The following is a 21,851-nucleotide window of genomic DNA, read 5'->3' as shown; positions in this document are numbered from 1 at the left end:
GAGGACCGAAGCCTCGCGGGGCGTCGGCGCGTTCGGCTCCGGTTCAGGCCGCCGTCTCCACCGGCAGCTCCGCCAGCCGCCACTCCAGCATCCCGTCGGTGAGGCGCACGGCCCTGCGCCCGCGCTGGCGCAGGAGGCGTACGGCGTCATGGGCGAGGACGCAGTAGGCGCCCCGGCAGTAGGCGACCACCTCGGCCTCCGCGGGCAACTCGGCGATGCGATCGGCCAGTTGGTCGACCGGGATGGACAGTGCGCCGGGGATGTGCCCGGCCGTGTACTCCTCGGCCGGGCGCACATCCAGGACGACGACCTCTCCCGCGGCGGCACGGGCGAGCAGTTCCTCGCGGTCGACCGCGACGGTGTCGCCGGCTCCCAGGTAGGCGGTGCGAGCCGGTTCCACGGCGGGCTGGTGGGCCTGGGCCACGGTGCGGAGCAGGGCGTAGAGGGCGGCGACATCGTCGCCGGCCAGGCGGTAGTGGATGCGTACGCCGTCACGGCGGGTGGCGACCAGGCCTGCCTGCCTGAGGGTCTGCAGGTGCGCCGAGGCCGTCGTCAGATTCAGGCCGGCGGCCTTGGCGAGGGCGTCGACGGTGCGCTCGCCCTGGGCCAGCAGATCGAGCAGCTCCAGGCGCTTTCCGCTGCTCAGCGCCTTGCCGGTGCGGGCGAAGGCGTCGTACAGGGCGGCTTTGCGCACCGCGTCTCCCATGGCATCCTCCATAATTCCATGGAATATTGTAAGTGAGGGGTGGGCAGGTGTGCCACCCGACCCTTACCGTGGCACTGGAGGACCCCATGGGCTTCGCCGACGATCACCTGGTTCCGCTGGTCGACAACGGTCTCGGCAACAGCGCCTATCTCGTCGACCTCGGCGACGGCCGCGCGCTCGCCGTGGACGCCGCCCGCGATCTGCGGGGCCTGCGCGCCGAGGCCGAGCGCAGGGAGCTCACCGTCGCCTTCGCCGCCGACACCCATCTGCACGCCGACTTCCTCACCGGCGCGCTCCAGCTCGCGGCCGACGACGGGGCGACCGTGCTGGCGTCCGCCGCCGGCCGGCGCACCTTCGCGCACCGGGCTCTCGCCGACGGCGACGAGGTGGATCTGGGCGGGCTCACCCTGCGCGCGCTGGCCACTCCCGGCCACACGGACGAGCACCTGTCGTTCCTGCTCCTCGACGGCGCACGGGAACTGGGGGTCTTCACCGGAGGTTCGCTGATCGTCGGCTCGGCCGCCCGCACCGACCTGCTGGGTGCCGAGCGCGCGGAGGAACTCGCCCGGGCCCAGTACCGCTCTCTGCGGCGCCTGGCCCGACTCCCGGACGCGACGGCCGTATGGCCCACGCACGGCGCCGGTTCCTTCTGCTCCGCCCCGCCCGGGGCCGAGCGCACCACGACCATCGGCGCCCAGAAGCGGGCCAACGCCCTGCTCGCCGCGCGCGACGAGGACAGCTTCGTCCGGGAGCTGCTCGGCAGTCTCGGGTCCTATCCCGCGTACTTCGACCGGCTGGCGGAGATCAACCGCCGGGGCCCCGAGGTGCTCGACGCAACCCCCTCGCTGCCCGGACTGTCCGCGGCCGACGTACGGCGACTGCTCGGCGAGGGCGCGCGGATCGTCGACGTACGACGCGTGCAGGACTTCGCCGCCGGCCACATACCCGGCGCCCTCTCCGTCCATCTGCGCGACCAGTTCGCCACCTGGCTCGGCTGGCTGCTGCCCGAGGACACTCCGCTCGTCTTCGTCACCGCACCCGGCCAGGATCTGGCCGAACTCACCTGGCAGTGCCTGAAGACCGGGCACGAACGGCTGTGCGGCCGGCTGACCATGGACGCCTGGACTGCCGACGGAGGCGAGTCGGAGACCGTCGACCTGATGACGGCCGACCGGGCCGGTGACCGTCCCGTGCTCGACGTCCGCCAGCGGTTCGAGTGGGACGCCGGGCACATCCCCGGCGCGCTCGGCATCGAACTCGGCGATCTGCCCGCCCGTACGGACGAGGCGCCGTCGAGCGCGCTGGTGCACTGCGCGCACGGGGAGCGCGCGATGACCGCCGCCAGCCTCCTGCAGCGCGCCAGCCACCGGGACGTCGCCGTCCTCGAGGGCGGCCCCGACGACTGGTCCCGGGCCACCGGCCGTCCACTCCAGCAGGGCACGTGAGCGCGCACACCGACGCGGGCGCCGTACGGCTCGGACTGCGCGCCAACCTCGCCCAGTTCAGCCTGCTCGTCCTCGTCAACGCCCTGGTGGGCGGCATGCTCGGCCAGGAGCGCAGCGTGCTGCCGCTGGTGGCCGACGAGGTCTTCCACCTGTCCGCCTACACGGCCGCCCTCACCTACATCCTGGCGTTCGGTGCGACGAAGGCGGTGACCAACTTCCTCGCCGGCACCCTCTGCGACCGGTACGGCCGCAGGCCGGTGCTGATCGCCGGGTGGCTGATCGCGCTGCCCGTGCCCGCGATGCTCGCGTGGGGCCCGTCGTGGGCCTGGATCGTCGCCGCGAACGTCCTGCTGGGCGTCAACCAGGGCCTGACCTGGTCCACGACGGTCATCATGAAGATCGACCTGGCCGGACCGGAGCGGCGGGGCCTCGCCATGGGCCTCAACGAGGCGGCCGGCTACGGCGCGGTGGCCGCGACGGCGATGGCGACGGGAGCGATCGCCGAACACGCCGGGCTGCGCCCCGAGCCGTTCCTGGTGGGCGCCGCGTACCTGGTCGTCGCCCTGGGGCTGTCCGTCCTCGCGGTGCGCGAGACCCGCGAGCACGCCCGCGCGGAGGCCGCGCTGCATCCCGTACAGGCGGGAAGGGAGCGGGAGTTCACGACTGCCGAGATCGCGCGCCACACCAGCCTCAGCGACAAGGCGCTCTCGGCGGCCAGCCAGGCGGGCCTGGTCAACAACCTCAACGACGCCCTGGCCTGGGGCGTCTTCCCGCTGCTGTTCGCCGCGCACGGGCTGTCGGTGGCGGAGATCGGTGCGCTGGCGGCCCTTTATCCGGCGGTGTGGGGTGCGGGCCAGCTGGTCACGGGGTGGTGGTCGGACCACGTGGGCCGCAAACCGCTCATCACAGCGGGCATGTTGCTCCAGGCGGCCGCGATCGGTCTGGTCGCGGAAGGCACCACGTTCCCCGTGTGGGCCACCGCCCAGGTACTGCTGGGCATCGGTACCGCGCTGGTCTATCCGACCCTGCTCGCCGTCATCGGCGACGTGGCCCATCCGGCTTGGCGGGCTCGCGCGGTCGGCGTCTACCGACTGTGGCGGGACGGGGGTTTCGCGGTGGGGGCGCTGCTGGCCGGGGTGCTGGCCGACGCCTACGGCATCACCACGGCGATCTGGACGGTGGCGGCCCTGACGGCAGTCTCGGGACTGGTCGTAGCGGTGCGGATGTACGAGTCACGGCCGACGCCGGGCTGAGAAGCACCCCAAGGAGCGCGGGGCTGTATCGATGTGCGGCTCCGCCGCGTGGGCGCGACAAGCCGCAACGAACCCGCAGACGCTCGACGGCCCCGCGCGGCACCGCCCATCGCGTCATCTCAGCTCCGCCCGGAACGCCGCCGGCGTCACATCCGTGTGCTGGTGGAAGAACTTGGAGAAGTTCGCGGCATCCGGAAACCCGACCGCCACTCCGACCCGCCCGATGGGCATGTCCGTGTGGGCGAGCAGCCGCTTCGCCTCCAGCACCACCCGCTTGTCGATGAACCCCTTGGGCGTCTCACCGGTAGCGGCACGGACCGCACGGACAAGGGTCCGCCGCGAGTACCCGAGCTGGTCGGCGTACGCACTCACGCTGTGGTTCGTGGCGAAACCCTTCTCCACCGCATCCCGGAACAGCGTGAACGTCGTGTCCCCCTGCCCCCGCGCGGCCTGCGCCGAGCTCGCGGCGAGATGAGCCAACCGCAGCAGGAACGCCGTCAGCGAGTGCCGCAGCACAGCAGTGTGCAGGCTCAGCGGAAGCGTCGTCGTGTCCTCGTACTCGCGCTGAAGCTGGGCGAGAGCCGAGCGCAGGCCGGTGAGCTGGGCCTCGTCGGGGTGGAGCAGCGGCGGAAGGTCGTAGCGGTAGAGCCCGGTCGCCTCCACCGTGGCGCGCGGCAGGAAGCCGGGCTGCATGGTCAGGACGGTGCCCCGGTAGTCGCCGGTACCGGAGAAGCGGTGGACCTGGCCGGGGCGGATCCACAGCAGGTCACCGGCGTTCGCCTCGTACTCGGCGAAGTCGATCATGTGGTGGACGGGGCCCTCGCCGAACAGCATCACGACATGGAAGTCGATGCGGTGCACCCGCTCCAGCGGTGCGTCGGCGGCGTGCCACGTGCGGCCCGTGCCCATCTGGCCGACCTGCATGCCGACCCCGAGGACGCTCAGATCGGCCGGGAAGGGGAACGTCCGTATGGCGTCGCCGCCTTGAACCCTCGCGTCCGCCATATCCGCCATATCCGCCATGTCCGTCTCGTGCCGTCTCACCCGTGCGCGCCCCTCGCTCAGCCGTGCGCGGCACTCCTCGCGGTGTCCCACTTTCACCACAGCCTGACACACGCCGACCTTCCCTCGTAAAAGTCAGACTTTTACTTTTGAACGCGTTGGACCAGCCACTTCGCTCCGATCGAGGACTTTTTGAAGATGAGCACGCAGACACCGGACAGCTTCGAATGGACCGAACTCGACCGGCGTGCCGTCGACACCGCGCGCCTCCTGGCGGCGGATGCCGTACAGCGAGTCGGCAACGGCCACCCGGGCACCGCGATGAGCCTCGCCCCGGCCGCGTACACGATCTTTCAGAAGGTGATGCGGCACGATCCCGCCGACCCTGAGTGGACCGGCCGGGATCGTTTCGTCCTCTCCCCCGGCCACACCTCGCTGACCCTCTACACCCAGCTCTTCCTCGCCGGGTACGAGCTGGAGCTCGACGATCTGAAGGCGTTCCGGACCCATGGTTCGAAGACGCCGGGCCATCCCGAGTACGGGCACACGGCAGGGGTCGAGACGACCACCGGCCCGCTCGGCCAGGGTGTCGCCAACGCCGTCGGCATGGCGATGGCCGCCCGCTACGAGCGCGGCCTGTTCGACCCGGACGCCCCGCAGGGCGAGTCCCCGTTCGACCACACCATCTGGGCGATCGTCTCCGACGGCGACCTGCAGGAGGGCGTCTCCGCCGAGGCCTCCTCGCTCGCCGGCCACCAGAAGCTCGGCAACCTCGTCTTCCTGTACGACGACAACCACATCTCCATCGAGGGCGACACGGCGACGGCGTTCTCCGAGGACGTGCTGAAGCGCTACGAGGCGTACGGCTGGCACGTGCAGCGGATCGAGCCCGCGCTCGGCGGCGACATCGACGTGGCCGCGCTGTACGGGGCGCTCAGGGCGGCGCAGGCCGAGACCGAGCGGCCCTCGATCATCGCGATGCGCACGATCATCGCCTGGCCCGCCCCGAACGCCCAGAACACCGAGGCCTCCCACGGCTCCGCCCTCGGTGCGCAGGAGATCGCCGCCACCAAGCGCATCCTCGGCTTCGACCCCGAGCAGTCCTTCGAGGTCGCGGGCGAGGTTCTCGCCCACACCCGCCGGGCCCTGGACCGGGGCGCCGAGGCGCACGCCGCCTGGGACAAGCAGCTCGGCGCATGGCGGGCGGCCAACGCCGAGCGCGCCGAGCTGTTCGACCGGATCGTCGCCGGTCAGCTGCCCGAGGGCTGGCAGGACGCGCTCCCGGTCTTCGAGGAGGGCAAGTCGGTCGCCACCCGCGCCGCCTCCGGCAAGGTGCTCCAGGCGCTGGGCGCGGTGATCCCCGAGCTGTGGGGCGGTTCCGCCGACCTCGCCGGATCGAACAACACGACCATCGACAAGACGCGTTCGTTCCTTCCCGAGGGCAACCCGCTGCCGGAGGCCGACCCGTACGGCCGCACCGTCCACTTCGGCATCCGTGAGTTCTCGATGGCCGCGGAGATGAACGGCATCGCCCTGCACGGCAACACCCGTATCTACGGCGGCACGTTCCTGGTGTTCTCCGACTACATGCGCAACGCCGTGCGCATGTCCGCCCTGATGCAGCTGCCGGTGACGTATGTGTGGACGCACGACTCCATCGGCCTCGGCGAGGACGGCCCCACCCACCAGCCGGTCGAGCACCTGGCCTCGCTGCGTGCCATCCCGGGCCTGAACATCGTCCGCCCGGCCGACGCCAACGAGACCGCGATCGCCTGGGCGGAGATCCTCAGGCGGCATGCCACCGACCCGGCCCCGCACGGTCTCGCGCTCACCCGTCAGGGCGTGCCGACCTACGCGCCCAACCCCGATGCGGCGAAGGGTGGTTACGTCCTGAAGGAGTCGTCCACCGAGACCCCCGAGGTCGTCATCGTCGCCACCGGCTCCGAGGTCCAGCTCGCCGTCGCCGCACGGGAGGTGTTGGAGGCCGAGGGGATCGGTACCCGTGTGGTCTCGATGCCGTCCGTGGAGTGGTTCGAGGAGCAGCCGCGCGAGTACCGGGAGAGCGTCCTGCCGCCCGCCGTGAAGGCGCGGGTCGCCGTGGAGGCAGGGATCGGGCTCACCTGGTACCGGTTCGTGGGCGATGCCGGGCGCATCGTCTCGCTGGAGCACTTCGGCGCCTCCGCCGACGCCAGGACCCTGTTCACCGAGTACGGCTTCACGCCCGAGAACGTCGCCGCCGCAGCCCGGGCTGCATGGAATTCGACTACGGGCCGCGCCGCCGCCCGCGGTTGATCCGAACGCCAGAAGGAAGATGATCACAGTGACCACTGAAGCAACCGCCACCGCGGGCACCTTGAAGCGCCTCTCCGACGAAGGCGTCTCGATCTGGCTGGACGACCTCTCGCGCAAGCGGATCGCGTCCGGCAACCTCGCCGAGCTGATCGCGCACAGGAACGTCGTCGGCGTCACCACCAACCCGTCCATCTTCCAGGCCGCCATCGGCTCCGGCGAGGGTTACGAGGAGCAGCTCGCCGACCTCGCGGCGCGGGGCGTCACCGTCGACGAGGCCGTGCGCATGATGACCACCGCCGACGTGCGCGCCGCCGCCGACATCCTGCGGCCCGTGTACGACGCGACGGGCGGCCGGGACGGCCGGGTCTCCATCGAGGTCGACCCGCGCCTGGCGCACCACACGGCGGCCACCATCGCCGAGGCCAAGCAGCTCGCCTGGCTGGTCGACCGGCCAGGCGTGATGATCAAGATCCCGGCGACCAAGGCGGGGCTCCCGGCGATCACCGAGGTCATCGGCCTCGGCATCAGCGTCAACGTCACGCTGATCTTCTCGCTGGAGCGCTACCGCGCGGTCATGGACGCCTACCTGGCCGGTCTGGAGAAGGCCGCCGCGAAGGGCCTGGACCTGTCCGGCATCCACTCCGTGGCCTCCTTCTTCGTCTCCCGCGTCGACACCGAGATCGACAAGCGGCTGACGGCGATCGGAACCGACGAGGCCCTCGCCCTCAAGGGGAAGGCGGCGCTCGCCAACGCCCGGCTCGCCTACGAGGCGTACGAGGAGGTCTTCGCCTCGGCCCGCTGGACCGCCGTCGCCGGCGCCAGGGCCAACAAGCAGCGCCCGCTGTGGGCCTCGACGGGCGTCAAGGACCCGGCGTACAAGTCCACCCTGTACGTGGACGAGCTGGTGGCTCCCGGCACCGTCAACACGATGCCGGAGGCCACCCTGAACGCCACCGCCGACCACGGCGAGATCAGCGGCGACACCGTGACCGGCGGCTACGCGCAGGCCCGCGCCGACCTGGCCGCCGTGGAGGCGCTGGGTATCTCCTACGACGAGGTCGTCACCCGTCTGGAGGACGAGGGCGTCGCCAAGTTCGAGGTGGCGTGGCAGGACCTGTTGAACGCCGTGAAGAAGTCGCTCAGCAGCAAGGGAGCTGACGCAGCATGACCTCCGACTGGGACCACGACTGGGACAACCCCCTGCGCGACCCCCGCGACCGCCGTCTCCCCCGTATCGCGGGCCCGTCCGGGCTCGTCATCTTCGGTGTCACCGGCGACCTGTCCCGCAAGAAGCTGATGCCGGCGGTGTACGACCTCGCCAACCGCGGGATGCTGCCGCCGGGCTTCTCGCTCGTCGGGTTCGCCCGCCGGGACTGGGAGGACGAGGACTTCGCGCAGATCGTGCACGACTCGGTGCGCGAGCACGCCCGCACCGAGTTCCGCGAGGAGGTCTGGCAGCAGCTCTCCGAGGGGATGCGGTTCATCCCGGGCGACTTCGACGACGACACGGCGTTCGACAAGCTGCGCCGGACGGTCGAGGAGCTGGACGCGGCGCGCGGGACGAGCGGCAACTACGCCTTCTACCTCTCCGTACCGCCGAAGTTCTTCCCGAAGGTCGTCCAGCAGCTGAAGAAGCACGGCCTGGCGGACGCCCCCGAGGGGTCCTGGCGGCGCGCGGTCATCGAGAAGCCGTTCGGCAGCGACCTCGCGAGCGCCCGTGAGCTGAACGAGATCGTGCACGACGTGTTCGACCCGGAGCAGGTCTTCCGGATCGACCACTACCTGGGCAAGGAGACCGTCCAGAACATCCTGGCGCTGCGGTTCGCGAACCAGATGTTCGAGCCGATCTGGAACCGGTCGTACGTCGACCACATCCAGATCACGATGGCCGAGGACATCGGCATCGGCGGCCGGGCGGGCTACTACGACGGCATCGGCTCGGCCCGTGACGTCATCCAGAACCACCTGCTCCAGCTCATGGCCCTCACCGCGATGGAGGAGCCGGCCGCCTTCGACGCGGCGTCGCTGCTGATGGAGAAGCTCAAGGTGCTCAAGGCGGTCAAGCTGCCGGAGGACCTCGGCAGGCACACCGTGCGCGGGCAGTACGCGGGCGGCTGGCAGGGTGGCGAGCGGGTCGTCGGGTACCTGGAGGAGGACGGCATCGACCCGGCGTCGAAGACCGACACGTACGCCGCCATCAAGCTGAACGTCGACAACCGGCGCTGGGCGGGCGTGCCGTTCTACCTGCGCACCGGCAAACGGCTCGGGCGGCGGGTCACGGAGATCGCCGTGGTCTTCCAGCGGGCCCCGCACTCCCCGTTCGACTCCACCGCCACCGAGGAGCTCGGCCAGAACGCCGTCGTCATCCGCGTCCAGCCCGACGAGGGCATGACGGTGCGGTTCGGCTCCAAGGTGCCGGGCACGTCGATGGAGATCCGGGACGTGACGATGGACTTCGCGTACGGCGAGTCGTTCACGGAGTCCAGCCCGGAGGCGTACGAGCGGCTCATCCTGGATGTCCTCCTCGGGGACGCCAATTTGTTCCCCCGTCACCAGGAAGTGGAAGAGTCCTGGAAGATCCTCGACCCGATCGAGGAGTACTGGGACAGGCACGGCAAGCCGGCGCGGTACGCGTCCGGGAGCTGGGGACCCGAGGAAGCCGACGAGATGCTCGCACGAGACGGACGGAGCTGGCGCAGGCCATGAAGATCGACCTGACCGACACCACGGCAAGCAAGATCAACAAGGCGCTGGTGCAGGGCCGCCGCGCGATCGGCACGCCGGCCGTGGGCATGGTCCTGACGATGGTCATCGTCACGGACGAGGAGAACGCGTACGACTCGATCAAGGCGGCGGAGGAGGCCTCGCACGAGCACCCCGCGCGCACTCTGGTCGTGATCAAGCGGCACGCCCGCACCCCGCGCGACCGCACCCGCTCCCACCTCGACGCCGAGGTCCGGGTGGGCGCCGACGCCGGCACCGGCGAGACGGTCGTGCTGCGCATGTACGGCGAGGTGTCCGAGCACGCCGACTCGGTGGTGCTGCCGCTGCTGCTGCCGGACGCGCCGGTCGTGGTGTGGTGGCCGGTGGACGCGCCGGAGAACCCCTCGAAGGACCCGCTGGGCGCGCTGGCCCAGCGCCGGATCACCGACCTGTACACCACCGAGACACCGCTGGCCGACCTGGAGGTCCGCGCCCGCTCCTACGCGCCCGGCGACACCGACCTCGCCTGGACCCGGCTGACCCCGTGGCGCTCGATGCTCGCCGCGGCGCTGGACCAGGCCCGGGTGCCGATCGTCTCGGCGGCCGTCGAGGCCGAGGCCGACAACCCGGCCGCCGAGCTGCTGGCCCGCTGGCTGGAGGCCCGCCTCCATGTCACGGCCGAGCGGGTCGTCACCGCCGGACCGGTCGTCACGGGCGTGCGTCTGGGCACCGAGAACGGCGAGATCGTCATCGACCGTCCCGAGGGCCCACTGGCCACGCTGCACCTGCCGGGCCAGCCGTCGCGCACCCTCGCGTTGAAGGTCCGCACCACCTCCGAACTCATCGCCGAGGAGCTCAGGCGCCTCGACGCGGACGAGATGTACGCCGTCGCTCTGCGGGGCGAGGCCGCCAAGGAGACGCCCTCCCATGACTGAGACTCCCGTGCTCACCCAGCGCCCCGAATGGGCGGCCCTGGCGGACCACCGCGCGGACGCCCTCCAGCGCCCCCGGCTGCGGGAGCTGTTCGCCGCCGATCCCTCCCGCGCCGAGCGGTACGTCGTGCGGGTCGGCGATCTGCGCATCGACTACTCCAAGCACCTGATCAACGACGAGACCCTCGCCCTGCTGCGGGAACTGGCCACCGCCACCGATGTGTTCGGGCTGCGCGACGCCATGTTCCGCGGCGAGAGGATCAACCTCACCGAGGATCGTGCGGTGCTGCACACCGCGCTGCGGGCGCCGCGGGACGCGGTGATCGAGGTGGACGGCGAGAACGTCGTACCCGGGGTGCACGCCGTGCTCGACAAGATGAGCGCGTTCGCCGGCCGCGTCCGCTCCGGCGAGTGGACCGGCCACACGGGCCGCCGTATTCGCAACGTGGTGAACATCGGCATCGGCGGCTCCGACCTCGGTCCCGCCATGGCGTACGACGCTCTTCGCCCGTTCACCGAACGGGAGTTGACGTTCCGGTTCGTCTCCAACGTCGACGGCTCCGACCTGCACGAAGCGGTCCGGGACCTCGACCCGGAACAGACGCTGTTCATCGTCGCCTCCAAGACGTTCACCACCATCGAGACGATCACCAACGCCACCTCCGCCCGCTCCTGGCTGCTGGCCGGACTCGGGGGCGACGAGAAGGCGGTCGCCAAGCACTTCGTCGCCCTGTCGACGAACGCCGAGAAGGTGACCGGGTTCGGCATCGACCCGGACAACATGTTCGAGTTCTGGGACTGGGTCGGCGGGCGGTACTCGTACGACTCGGCGATCGGGCTCTCGCTGATGATCGCCATCGGCCCGGACCGCTTCCGGGAGATGCTCGACGGCTTCAGGATCGTCGACGAGCACTTCCGCACCGCGCCCGCCGAGGCCAACGCCCCGCTGCTGCTTGGCCTGTTGGGCGTCTGGTACGGCAATTTCTTCGGCGCCGAGTCGCATGCGGTGCTGCCGTACTCGCACTATCTGTCGAAGTTCACGGCGTATCTGCAGCAGCTGGACATGGAGTCCAACGGCAAGTCGGTGGACCGTGAGGGCCGTCGGGTGGGCTGGGAGACGGGTCCGGTGGTGTGGGGCACGCCCGGCACCAACGGGCAGCACGCCTATTACCAGCTGATCCACCAGGGCACCCGGCTGATCCCGGCCGACCTGATCGGCTTCGCCCGGCCGGTCGCCGAGCTGAGCGACGAACTCAAGGCGCAGCACGACCTGTTGATGGCGAACCTCTTCGCCCAGGGCCAGGCGCTCGCCTTCGGCAAGACCGCGGACGAGGTGCGCGCGGAAGGCGTGCCCGAGGAGCAGGTGCCGCACCGCACCTTCCTCGGCAACCACCCGACCACCACGATCCTCGCCCCCGAGCTGACCCCGTCGGTCCTCGGCCAGCTGGTCGCCCTCTACGAGCACAAGGTCTTCGTGCAGGGCGCCGTGTGGAACATCGACTCCTTCGACCAGTGGGGTGTGGAGCTGGGCAAGGTCCTCGCCAAGCGCGTCGAACCCGCGATCACCGAGGGCGCCGACGTCCCCGGCCTCGACGCCTCCACCGCCGCCCTCGTGGCCGCCTACCGTGAACTCAAGGAAGTGAATCCGACATGACAGCCATGAAGTTGGGCCTCATCGGCCTCGGCAAGATGGGCGGCAACATGCGCGAGCGCATCCGCCGAGCCGGCCACACCGTCATCGGCTACGACCGCAACCCCGAGGTCTCCGACGTCGCGAGCCTCGAAGAACTGGTCCAGCAGCTGGACGCGCCGCGCACGGTGTGGGTGATGGTCCCGGCCGGCACCGCCACCCAGACCGTCATCGACGAGCTCAAGGACCTGCTGTCCCCGGGCGACACGGTCGTCGACGGCGGCAACTCCCGCTGGACGGACGACGAGAAGCACGCCGCCGAACTCGGCATCAAGGGCATCGGCTTCGTCGACGCGGGCGTCTCCGGCGGCGTGTGGGGCCTGCAGAACGGCTACGCGCTGATGGTCGGCGGCGACAAGGAGCACGTGGAGCGCCTGGAGCCGATCTTCGAGGCGCTCAAGCCCGAAGGGCCGTACGGCTATGTCCACGCCGGCCGGGTGGGCGCCGGGCACTTCTCGAAGATGGTCCACAACGGCATCGAGTACGCCATGATGCAGGCCTACGCCGAGGGCTGGGAGCTGCTGGAGAAGGTCAACTCGGTGGACAACGTCCGTGAGGTGTTCCGCTCCTGGCAGGAGGGCACGGTCATCCGCTCCTGGCTGCTGGACCTCGCGGTGAACGCCCTCGACGAGGACGAGCACCTGGACAAGCTGAAGGGCTTCGCGCAGGACTCCGGCGAGGGCCGCTGGACCGTCGAGGCGGCGATCGACAACGCGGTGCCGCTGCCCGCGATCACGGCGTCCCTGTTCGCCCGGTTCGCGTCCCGCCAGGAGGACTCCCCGCAGATGAAGATGATCGCGGCGCTGCGCAACCAGTTCGGCGGCCACGCCGTCGAGTCGAAGTAGCCGGCCGTGGGGGATCTTCTCCTCGTCCGCCACGGTGAGACGGAGTGGAGCAGATCGGGCCGGCACACCAGCTGGACCGACCTGCCCCTCACCCCGGACGGCGAGGAGCAGGCCAAGTCCCTGGCCCCGCTGCTGTCCGGCCGGACCTTCTCCCTGGCCCTGACCAGCCCGCTGCGCCGCGCGGTGCGCACCGCCGAACTGGCGGGCGTGGCAGGGGTCGTGCCGGACCCCGATCTGCACGAGTGGGACTACGGCGGCTACGAGGGCGTCACCACCGTCGAGATCCACCGCACACGCCCCGACTGGTACCTGTGGACCGACGGAGTGGCACCCGGCCCGGCCGACCACCCCGGCGAATCACCGGCCGAGGTGGGCGCACGCGCCGACCGGGTGCTGTGCCGGGCGGAGGCGGCCCTCCCGGACGGCGACGTCGTTTTCGTCGCGCACGGCCACTTCCTGCGCGTCGTGACGGCCCGCCGACTGGGGCTAGCCCCGGCGGACGGGCGACTGTTCCAGCTGGCGACGGGCACGGTGAGCCGGCTGTCCACGGAGCACGGCCGGCCGGTGATCGCGGAGTGGAACACCAGGGCCACCAGGGCCTGAACTCCTCCCCGGCCCGGGCTACAGCACGTCTCCGAACTCGCTCAACACCCCTGGTGGGGCGAGGGCGTTGACGTAGTGGCCCGGGCCGTGGTCGTCGAAGGAGTACTTGAAGGGGATCGTGCGGGTGAGGGCGAGCTTGGTGGCGAAGAAGGCGAGCGGGGCGATGACGGCCAGGCCCGCGAGGGTGTCCATCTGGGGGTAGTGCAGCTGGGGTTCGGTCACCTCGGTCCAGCCCTGCCCCCGCCCGTGCGGGCGGCGCCGGAGGGTGCCGATCCGCCTCGTCAGTTCTTCCCAGTCCCGGTTCGCGGCGGCCCTCAGCACGTGCCCCGGCAGGGTCAGTGCCTCGACCGCAGAGTCCGCCGCGAAGGCGAGCGCGGTGTCGGCGGGGCCGCGCTGCCTGCGGTAGTGGAACTCACGGCCGAACGGGGTGTACGGGCCGACCGGGCGGGGCGGCAGGGCGGGGACGACGTCCCGGTCGAAGATGTAGCGCAGCAGCCGGTCGCTCAGCGGTCCGGGGGTCTGCGCGCAGGCGCGGGCGAGGTCGGGGCCGCCGACCATGGGCTGGCCGAAGGTGTAGACGCCCTTGAGCTTTTCGGTGATGTGCCGGTAGCGGGGCTCGTGGACGAGGGTCACCGCCATGAGCGCGGCCATGGCGCCGCCCAGGCTGTGTCCGGTGATGTACAGGGCCTCCAGGCCGTCGCCCCGGGTGCCGTGCTCGTCGGGGTTGACGGACTCGCCGCGCAGGGAGCGTTCCAGTGCCCGGACGACGAGGTGGCGGGTGGCGCGGACGTTGCGGTAGAAGCCGGCGTGGACCTCGTGGCGGCGGCCCTGGATCTCGACGGCGAGCATCTCCGGGCGTACGTCGGCGTCGGTGAGGATGCTGATGATGTCCTCGGGCTGGGTGCCGCGGTAGGCGAGGATCACGACCCGGCGGTCCTTGTCCTGGACGAGATAGGCGGCGGAGGCGATGTACAGGGCGTCCACGCGCTGTTCGAGGACGCGGCAGGCGTTCTGCTCCAGGCCCAGCCGCGCCATGATCATGGACACGGTCTCGGGGTCGCCCTGGTGCTGGAATCCGGCGTAGGCGTAGGCAGAGCAGGTCGCCAGGACGTGTGGGACGACGCCCTCGGTGTCGGGCTGGTGCTTGTCCTCGACGAGCCGGTCCACCAGGTCGGGATAGACCGGGAAACCCCGCGGGTCGGTGGGTGACTTGGCGGGGCGCAGCTCGGCGAAGCCGGGCCCCTTGACGTGTGCGTCCCGCATGTGGGACCTCCCCCGGAACGTCTGCGGGTGGTGAGCACACCACCGACCGCCGGGGCCGTCAATCCGGCGGACGACTCGTGGCCGACTTTGCCCGGCCACTGCGGATGCGGCCGGATGGGGTTGCTGGGGGAGGTCTACCGCTCGGTCGATGAGATCGACACCGTCGTCGGCCTGTTCGGGGAGAACCCGCCGACCGGGTTCGGTTTCAGCGACACCGCGTTCCGGATCTTCATCCTGATGGCGAGCCGGCGTCTGCAGTCCGACCGGTTCCTCACCGTCGACTACCGGCCCGAGGTGTACACGCCGCTCGGCATCGACTGGGTCGAGCGGGGCGGCATGAACTCCGTGATCCTGCGGCACTGCCCGGAGCTGGCGGCGCTGCTGCCGCGCGGGGCGAGCGCGTTCGCGCCGTGGCGGGCGGTGCGCCCGACGGGCGGCTCCTCCTGACCGGGGCCGACGGCGAGTTGACAGGTTCGGCGGCCGGCGTCAGAGTCCCGGCTGATGGAGATCAACGATCTGACGCCGGCCGAAGTGCGGGTGTGGCAGGCCTTTCCCCGGGGCGAGGCCGTGGACTTCCGTGCGGCGCGGGACGAGAGCCGGAGCGTGCGCGCCACGGTGTTGAGGGCTCTGCTGCTCGACGGCCCGGCGGTGAGCGGGGAGGTGGCCGCCCTCAAGCTCCAGGGCGCGCGGATCACCGGTGTACTGGACCTGCGGTACGCGACGGTCGAGAGCGTCGTACGCCTGAGTGACTGCCACTTCGACGACGTCCCGGACTTCTCCGGCGCCCAGCTGAAGTACCTCAATCTGACCGGGTCCCGGCTGCCGGGTCTGGCGTCCGCGCGCGTCCGGGTCGACGGCGGACTGCGGCTGACGAACTGCCGGTTCACCGGGCCGGTGCGGCTCGGCGGGGCGCAGATCGCCGGGGCGCTGTACCTGGAAAGCGCCGAGGTCACCGCGCCGGACGGAAACGAGCGGCCGGTTCTGCAGCTCCATCAGGTGACCGTCGGGGAGGACCTGTGCGCGTCCCGTCTGCGCACGCACGGTGAGATCCGGCTCAACGGCGCCACCATCAGCGGTTCCCTCCGTCTGGAGGACGCCGAGCTCCGTCATCCCGTGGGGTTCGTCCTCAACGCCGAGGCCCTCGAAGTCGGCGCGAACGTCCTCGGCAGGCGGCTGCGCGCGCACGGCCGTATCGATCTGCGCGGCGCCCGCATACCCGGCCGGCTCGACCTGCTGAACAGCACGCTGTCCAACCCCGGCGGCACCGCGATGCGGGCGAGCAGCTGTGTCATCGGCGAGGTGTGGCTGCGCAAGGGACCGCCCATGGAGGGCAGGCTCAACCTGCGCCGCTCGCAGATCGAACACCTCGACCTGGAGCCGGAGATGCTCCCGGACCAGGTCCGCCTCCTCGACCTCACCTACACCTCCCTGACCCCGCATGTGCCGCCGGAGCACCGGCTGCCGATGCTGGAGCGGGACGAGGAGACGTTCGACCCGCACGGCTACGAGCAGTTGACCGCCTGCTACCGCCGCACCGGCGACGACCACGCCGCCCGCCTGGTCCAGCTCGCCAAGCAGCGCCGGCACCGCACGACCCTGCCCTGGTACGGCCGTCTGTGGGGCCACGTCCAGGACGCCACCGTCGGCTACGGCTTCCGGCCGATGCGCGCGCTCGGCTGGCTGCTGTCCCTGCTGGCCATCGGCTCGGTGGCGTTCGCGGTGGACGCTCCACCACCGCTGAAGGCGGACGAGGTACCGGACTTCAACCCGGTGTTCTACACGCTCGATCTGCTGCTGCCGGTGATCTCCTTCGGCCAGGAGCCGGCGTTCGCCCCGGAGGGCGGGCAGCAGTGGCTGTCCTACGTCCTGGTGCTGGCCGGCTGGATCCTGGCCACGACCGTCGTCGCCGGCGTGACGCGGACCGTCAGCCGGCAGTAGGTCACCGCGTCAGGTGCTGTGCGGCGAGCCGCACCGGCGCGTTCTGCGCACCGTAACCCCGGTAGCCGTCCCGCTGCACGAGTTCGAAGAAGACGCGGCCGACCGTCGCGGTGTAGCAGTGCCGGAACTCGCCGTGCGCGTCACGGTCGTAGAGGATGCCCAGGTCGCGGTACGTCTCCAGCTCTCCGTCCGCGAACTCGTACCGGGCCGCCAGGTCGTCGTAGTAGTTGGCCGGGATCGGCAGCAGCCGCCCGCCCGCCTCCCGGAAGCGGCGGGCCGCGGCGACCACGTCCTGCGTGGCCAGCGCGATGTGCTGGGCGTGCACGGTGTCGTCCGTGGGCGCCGCCCCGACGCTCAGGGCGATCCGGACGCTGCCGTCGGGGTTGGTGACCGCACGGCTGCGCATCAGGCCGTAGGGGTCGGCGACGTCGACGCTCTCCTGGGCGTGCAGGCCGAGGACGCTGCGGTGGAAGAGGGTCGCCTCGTCGTAGTGGTGCCAGGGCTGGACGAGGGCGAGGTGGTCGATGCGATGCACGGCGGGGGTGCCGGGCGGCTCCTGCTCGACGTCCGTGAAGTCGGCCCGCCAGTTGGGCAGTTCGGGGTGGGCCGTGGCGCAGAAGAACAGCTCGGTTCCGTCGGGGGCCGCCACGGCGTCCAGCGCGGCGTCCTCCAGGGCTCGGCGGCGCGGCAGGACGGGGGCGAGGAGCGCCTCGGCGCGGCGGGCCGCTCCGGCCGGGTCCGGGGACTCCAGGCCGATGGCGGCGAGGCCGGTGCCGTCCCGGCGCGCGGCGCCCGCCGTGTTGACGAGGACGCGGGCCTCGCCCTGCTGCCAGAGGTCGACCGGCTTGCCGCGGTGCCGTGCGGTGCGGGTGAAACCCAGGGCGCCGAGCAGCGCCGAGACCGGTTCGGCGTCCGGCGTGACCAGTTCGGCGAAGGCGACGCCGGTCGGGACGACGGGCGCGGGCGGGGCAGCCAGACCGACCGTCTCCTGCAGCACGATCAGGGAACGGTGGGCGTCCACGGCGGTCGGGCCGGCGTCGGCCTGCCGGAAGACGTCGTTGAAGACCTCCAGGGACAGCGGACCGTCGTATCCGGTCTGCAGCACACGCCGTACGAGGTCCGCCACGTCGAATCCGCCCTGCCCGGGGAAGCAGCGGTAGTGGCGGCTCCACTGGAGGACGTCCATCGCGAGCAGAGGAGCGTCGGCGAGCTGGAGGAAGAAGATCTTCTCGCCGGGGATGTCCGCGATTGCCTTGGGGTCGGAGCCCCGGGAGAGGATGTGGAAGCTGTCCAGGCAGGTGCCGAGCGCAGGATGATCGGCGGCCTCGACGATGCGCCAGGCGTGGTCGTAGGTGTTGACGTTCCGCCCCCAGGCCAGCGCCTCGTACGCCACCCTGATCCCGAACTCCTGTGCCAGATCGGCTAGTTGGCGCAGGTGATCTGCGGCGAGGGCGTCGTCGTCCACGGCGAGCGGATGAACACTGGAGCAGACGAGCACGGTGTCGGCACCGAGCCGCCGCATCACCTCGAACTTGTGCCGGGCACGCCGCAGATTGCGGGCGAACTCGTCGGCGGGCACGGCCTCGATGTCCCGCATGGGCTGGTAGAGGTCGACGGTGAGCCCGAGATCGGCGCAGCGGCTGCGGATCTCCTCGGGGGTGAGGGGGCTCGCGAGCAGATCGTTCTCGAAGATCTCGACGCCGTCGAACCCGGCTCGGGAGGCGGCGGTGAGCTTCTCGGTGAGGGATCCGCTCAGAGAAACAGTGGCGATGGATGTACGCATAGGGGTGCTCCTTCAAGATGCCGTGCGGCAACGCCGCCAGGGGCGCGGGGCTGTGTCGATATGCGGCTCCGCCGCGTGGGCGCGAGCAACCACGGACGACCTGCAGCAATCACACGGCCTTGCCCACCGAGTTCTCGACAACCCCGGCCATCTCCGCAATGTCCGCCAGCATCCGCACGCTGTCCGGCTCACGCCCGGTGAACAGCCGAAACGCATCCGCAGCCTGAAACACAGCCATCCCACCCCCGTCCAAAGCGGCGCAGCCAGCCGCACGGGCGGCACGCAGCAGCTCCGTCTCCAGCGGCCGATAGACCACCTCGGCCACCCACAACCCGGGATCGAGCAGTTCCGCGGGAAACGGCAGCCCAGGATGCGCGGCCATCCCGGTAGGCGTCGCGTGCACGACGCCGTCGGCCGACCCGAGCAGCCGGGCCAGCTGATCCGGCGTCGCCGCGGCAGCGCGCCCCGCGCCGAAGTGCCGGTTCAGCGCCCCGGCGAGATCGACGGCCCGGTCGCTCAGCGCGTCGACGACGGTCACGCACTCGGCACCAAGGGTCAGCACGGCGTGCGCGACGGCCGCGCCGGCACCCCCCGCGCCCAGCTGCACGACCCGCTCCAGCGGTACGTCGGGCAGCCCGCGCGCGAAGGACGCGGCGAAGCCGGTGACGTCGGTGTTGTGGCCGACGGCCCGGCCGTCCTCGAAGACGACGGTGTTGACCGCGCCCAGCGCCTCGGCCTGCGGGGCGAGCGCGTCCAGGTGCTCGATGACGAGCTGCTTGCACGGGTGGGTGATGTTGAGCCCGTCGAAGCCCAGGTCACGGGCGGCCCGCACCAGGTCGCCCACCGCCTCCGGCGGAACGCCGAGGGTGTCGATGTCGATGAGCCGGTACAGATAGCGCAGGCCCTGCCGGTCGGCCTCCCGCTCGTGCAGCGCGGGGCTGAGCGAGGGACCGATGCCGGAACCGATCAGCCCGACGAGATACGAGTCCTTGGCGTCCTTGGCCACCGGGGACCTCCTGAGCGACTCACTAATGTACGAACTGGTGAGTTAGTCATAGCAGGCGGTACGGCAGATTGGGAAGGCCTGTCCCGACACCTCGGGCGATCGGGCTTCTACAATCACCGGCACGCGGGTGGGCCACCGGGGCGCGCTCGCCCTCGCCGAAGGAACCCCGATGACCAGCGTCGAAGAGCCGGCACGCACGAACGGGCGGATCCGTGACGCCGCCCGCACCAAGGCCGAGATCCTCGACGTCGCGACGCAGGAGTTCGCCCGCGCCGGCTACGACGGCGCCCGTGTCGACGAGATCGCCGCCCGCACCCGCACCACGAAGCGGATGATCTACTACTACTTCGGCGGCAAGGAGCAGCTGTTCACGGCCGTCCTCGAGCGGGCGTACGGCGTGATCCGGGAGGCCGAGCAGCAGCTCGACGTCGACCACCTGGACCCGGTCGCGGCCATCCGCCGCCTGGCCGAGCTGACCTTCGACCACCACGAGCAGCACCCCGACTTCATCCGCCTGGTCAGCATCGAGAACATCCACGGCGCCGAGCACATCGCCGCCTCCGAGCGGCTCGGCAGGATCGGCTCGCCGGCCCTGGACGTGATCCGCCGGATCCTGGCGTCGGGCCAGAAGTCCGGGCTGTTCACGGCCGACGTCGACGCCGTCGACCTGCACGCGATGATCAGCTCCTACTGCTTCTTCCGGGTCTCCAACCGGCACACCTTCGGCGCCCTGTTCGGCCGCGACCTGGTGGATCCGGCCCGGCGTGAGCACTACCGCGCGATGCTCGGCGACATGGTGATCGCCTATCTGACGGCGCCGCGGGCCGAGGACTGATCGGCACACCCGCCGCGGCAAGATCCTTCGCCGCGACCTCTTGACACCCGGGAAACGTGGGCGCAACATCCGTAGCCATCCGCTACTAACTATCCAGTGGGTTAATTAGCCGGGTAGCTCCCGGCGCGGCCGACCCGTCACCCCAGGGATCCGGCGCCTCTTCCTCTCCACGCACTCCCCGTATGGTGGAGTTCCCTCGAAGGAGCACCCCTGTGTCCGTCCCCGACACCCCCGCCGGCCAGCCGAGAAAGGCGGCCACGGCCGCCTGGATCGGCAGTGCCCTGGAGTACTACGACTTCTTCATCTACGGCAGCGCGGCCGCGCTGATCTTCCCGGAGGTCTTCTTCGACGAGTCGGACCCGGCGACGGCCACCCTGCTGTCGCTGGCCACGTTCGGGGTGGCGTATGCCGCGCGGCCGGTCGGCGCGCTGTTCCTCGGTCACTTCGGCGACCGGCTGGGCCGTAAGAAGATCATGGTCTTCACGCTGATCCTGATGGGCGTGTCGACGTTCCTCATCGGCTGTCTGCCGACCCGCGACCAGGTCGGCACCCTCGCGCCCGTCCTGCTGGTCCTGTGCCGGGTGCTCCAGGGCATCTCGGCGGCGGGTGAGCAGGCCAGCGCCAATTCGATGACCCTGGAACACGCGCCGCCCCACCGGCGCGGCTTCTTCACCAGCTTCACGCTGAGCGGCACCCAGGGCGGGCAGCTGCTGGCCACCCTGGTCTTCATCCCGGTCGCCGCGCTGCCGGAGGAGCAGCTGATGTCCTGGGGCTGGCGGGTCCCGTTCTGGCTGAGCGTCGCGGTCGCCGTCGTCGGCTGGGTCATCCGCCGCAAGCTGGACGAGACGCCGGCCTTCGAGCGGCAGGCGGCCGGCGAGGGCGTCGCCAAGCTGCCGCTCGCGCTGCTGATGCGCGAGCACTGGGCGGACGTGCTGCGGGTGATCGGGGGTGCGCTGGTCGCCTCGGTCAGCACCATCTTCACGGTGTGGGCGCTGTCGTACGCCACGAGTGACGCGGTCGGGATGAGCAAGTCCTCGATGCTGTGGGTGGGCGCCCTCGCCAACCTCGTCGCGCTCGGCGCGATCCCGCTGTGGGCGACGCTGTCGGACCGCATCGGCCGCCGCCCCGTGTACCTGATCGGCGCGGCCGGCAGCGCGGTGATGATGTTCCTGTACCTGTGGTCGATCTCCGCCGGTTCCTACCCGCTGACCCTGCTGCTCGGCATCGTCACCTTCGGTGTCGTCTACAGCGCCGCGAACGGCGTGTGGCCGTCCTTCTACGGCGAGATGTTCTCCACCCGGGTCCGGCTGTCCGGCATGGCCATCGGCACCCAGATCGGCTTCGCGGTCGCCGGTTTCGCGGTGACCTTCGCCGCGCGGATCGCGGGCCCGGACGGCGACGACTGGTCCGCGGTCGCCCTGTTCACGGCCGCGCTGTGCGTGCCGCCGGTCGTGGCCGCGCTGTCGGCCCGCGAGACCGCGAGGATCCCGACCGAACTGCTGGGCGGGCGCAAGCCGCGGGAGGCCGCACAGCCGGAGACGGTCACGGCCTGATC

Annotated in this window: 17 protein-coding genes and 1 pseudogene; 13 read left to right on the top strand and 5 right to left on the bottom strand. The window is 71.0% G+C overall.

Annotated features, from left to right (window positions below):
* Positions 1-43: 43 nt before the first annotated feature.
* Positions 44-706: an ArsR/SmtB family transcription factor gene (locus tag ACIBAG_RS19265; RefSeq protein WP_399106572.1), complete on the bottom strand. Its 663-nt coding sequence runs from the start codon at positions 704-706 to the stop codon at positions 44-46.
* A 68-nt stretch (positions 707-774) separates the two neighbouring features.
* Between ACIBAG_RS19265 and ACIBAG_RS19260 the strand changes: the two genes are divergently transcribed.
* Complete coding sequence (locus ACIBAG_RS19260; RefSeq protein ID WP_399106570.1) at positions 775-2,151, top strand: rhodanese-like domain-containing protein; 1,377 nt, start codon at positions 775-777, stop codon at positions 2,149-2,151.
* The gene (locus ACIBAG_RS19255) at positions 2,148-3,404 is read left to right on the top strand and encodes an MFS transporter (protein ID WP_399106568.1); all 1,257 of its coding nucleotides are present in this window, start codon (positions 2,148-2,150) and stop codon (positions 3,402-3,404) included. The genes ACIBAG_RS19260 and ACIBAG_RS19255 overlap by 4 nt, the downstream gene beginning before the upstream one ends.
* Positions 3,405-3,518: 114 nt before the next feature.
* Here ACIBAG_RS19255 and ACIBAG_RS19250 read toward each other — a convergent pair whose 3' ends face one another.
* Positions 3,519-4,409 carry a helix-turn-helix domain-containing protein gene (locus tag ACIBAG_RS19250; RefSeq protein WP_399106566.1) on the bottom strand — a complete coding sequence of 297 codons (891 nt, stop codon included), beginning with the start codon at positions 4,407-4,409 and terminating at the stop codon, positions 3,519-3,521.
* A 195-nt stretch (positions 4,410-4,604) separates the two neighbouring features.
* On the opposite strand from ACIBAG_RS19250, the gene tkt reads away from it, so the two are divergent.
* Genes tkt through ACIBAG_RS19215 form a run of 7 tightly spaced genes read left to right on the top strand, consistent with a single transcriptional unit; the run spans position 4,605 to position 13,471 of the window.
* A complete protein-coding gene (gene tkt, locus ACIBAG_RS19245) occupies positions 4,605-6,698 on the top strand; it encodes a transketolase (protein ID WP_399106564.1) in 2,094 nt (697 codons plus the stop codon).
* Between the two features lie 19 nt (positions 6,699-6,717).
* Entirely contained in the window at positions 6,718-7,866 is a 1,149-nt protein-coding gene (tal, locus tag ACIBAG_RS19240; protein ID WP_399106562.1) for a transaldolase, read from the top strand.
* Positions 7,863-9,404 (top strand): glucose-6-phosphate dehydrogenase, encoded by a 1,542-nt coding sequence (zwf, locus tag ACIBAG_RS19235; protein WP_399106560.1) that lies wholly within the window; start codon positions 7,863-7,865, stop codon positions 9,402-9,404. The genes tal and zwf overlap by 4 nt, the downstream gene beginning before the upstream one ends.
* Complete coding sequence (opcA, locus tag ACIBAG_RS19230; RefSeq protein WP_399106558.1) at positions 9,401-10,336, top strand: glucose-6-phosphate dehydrogenase assembly protein OpcA; 936 nt, start codon at positions 9,401-9,403, stop codon at positions 10,334-10,336. Before zwf ends, opcA begins: the two co-directional genes overlap by 4 nt.
* Positions 10,329-11,987 (top strand): glucose-6-phosphate isomerase, encoded by a 1,659-nt coding sequence (pgi, locus tag ACIBAG_RS19225; protein ID WP_399106556.1) that lies wholly within the window; start codon positions 10,329-10,331, stop codon positions 11,985-11,987. The genes opcA and pgi overlap by 8 nt, the downstream gene beginning before the upstream one ends.
* Before the next feature lie 5 nt (positions 11,988-11,992).
* Positions 11,993-12,868: a phosphogluconate dehydrogenase (NAD(+)-dependent, decarboxylating) gene (gene gnd / locus ACIBAG_RS19220; RefSeq protein ID WP_399106960.1), complete on the top strand. Its 876-nt coding sequence runs from the start codon at positions 11,993-11,995 to the stop codon at positions 12,866-12,868.
* 6 nt (positions 12,869-12,874) lie between these two features.
* Complete coding sequence (locus tag ACIBAG_RS19215; RefSeq protein ID WP_399106554.1) at positions 12,875-13,471, top strand: histidine phosphatase family protein; 597 nt, start codon at positions 12,875-12,877, stop codon at positions 13,469-13,471.
* An 18-nt stretch (positions 13,472-13,489) separates the two neighbouring features.
* Here the strand turns inward: ACIBAG_RS19215 and ACIBAG_RS19210 are convergent, their stop codons facing one another.
* A complete protein-coding gene (locus tag ACIBAG_RS19210) occupies positions 13,490-14,734 on the bottom strand; it encodes a hypothetical protein (RefSeq protein WP_399106552.1) in 1,245 nt (414 codons plus the stop codon).
* A gap of 123 nt (positions 14,735-14,857) precedes the next feature.
* On the opposite strand from ACIBAG_RS19210, the pseudogene ACIBAG_RS19205 reads away from it, so the two are divergent.
* Together ACIBAG_RS19205 and ACIBAG_RS19200 are read left to right on the top strand one after the other, a co-directional pair.
* Positions 14,858-15,181: pseudogene (locus tag ACIBAG_RS19205) on the top strand (peroxidase family protein); the annotation flags it as partial.
* 54 nt (positions 15,182-15,235) lie between these two features.
* The gene (locus tag ACIBAG_RS19200) at positions 15,236-16,672 is read left to right on the top strand and encodes a pentapeptide repeat-containing protein (protein WP_399106550.1); all 1,437 of its coding nucleotides are present in this window, start codon (positions 15,236-15,238) and stop codon (positions 16,670-16,672) included.
* Position 16,673: 1 nt separating this feature from the next.
* Here the strand turns inward: ACIBAG_RS19200 and ACIBAG_RS19195 are convergent, their stop codons facing one another.
* Together ACIBAG_RS19195 and ACIBAG_RS19190 are read right to left on the bottom strand one after the other, a co-directional pair.
* A complete protein-coding gene (locus ACIBAG_RS19195) occupies positions 16,674-18,455 on the bottom strand; it encodes a bifunctional sugar phosphate isomerase/epimerase/4-hydroxyphenylpyruvate dioxygenase family protein (protein WP_399106548.1) in 1,782 nt (593 codons plus the stop codon).
* Between the two features lie 109 nt (positions 18,456-18,564).
* On the bottom strand, positions 18,565-19,461 hold the full coding sequence (locus ACIBAG_RS19190) for a shikimate dehydrogenase (protein WP_399106546.1): 897 nt from the start codon (positions 19,459-19,461) through the stop codon (positions 18,565-18,567).
* Between the two features lie 169 nt (positions 19,462-19,630).
* Between ACIBAG_RS19190 and ACIBAG_RS19185 the strand changes: the two genes are divergently transcribed.
* Both ACIBAG_RS19185 and ACIBAG_RS19180 read left to right on the top strand, forming a co-directional pair.
* A complete protein-coding gene (locus ACIBAG_RS19185) occupies positions 19,631-20,296 on the top strand; it encodes a TetR/AcrR family transcriptional regulator (protein WP_399106544.1) in 666 nt (221 codons plus the stop codon).
* A gap of 212 nt (positions 20,297-20,508) precedes the next feature.
* Positions 20,509-21,849, top strand: a complete 1,341-nt coding sequence (locus tag ACIBAG_RS19180) for an MFS transporter (protein ID WP_399106542.1) — start codon at positions 20,509-20,511, stop codon at positions 21,847-21,849.
* The last annotated feature ends 2 nt before the right edge of the window (positions 21,850-21,851 follow it).

The organism is Streptomyces sp. NPDC051243, assembly GCF_044455405.1.
Classification (GTDB): Bacteria; Actinomycetota; Actinomycetes; order Streptomycetales; family Streptomycetaceae; genus Streptomyces.
Note: the sequence above shows the minus strand (reverse complement) of the source record. Positions and strands in the feature narration are given on the sequence as shown.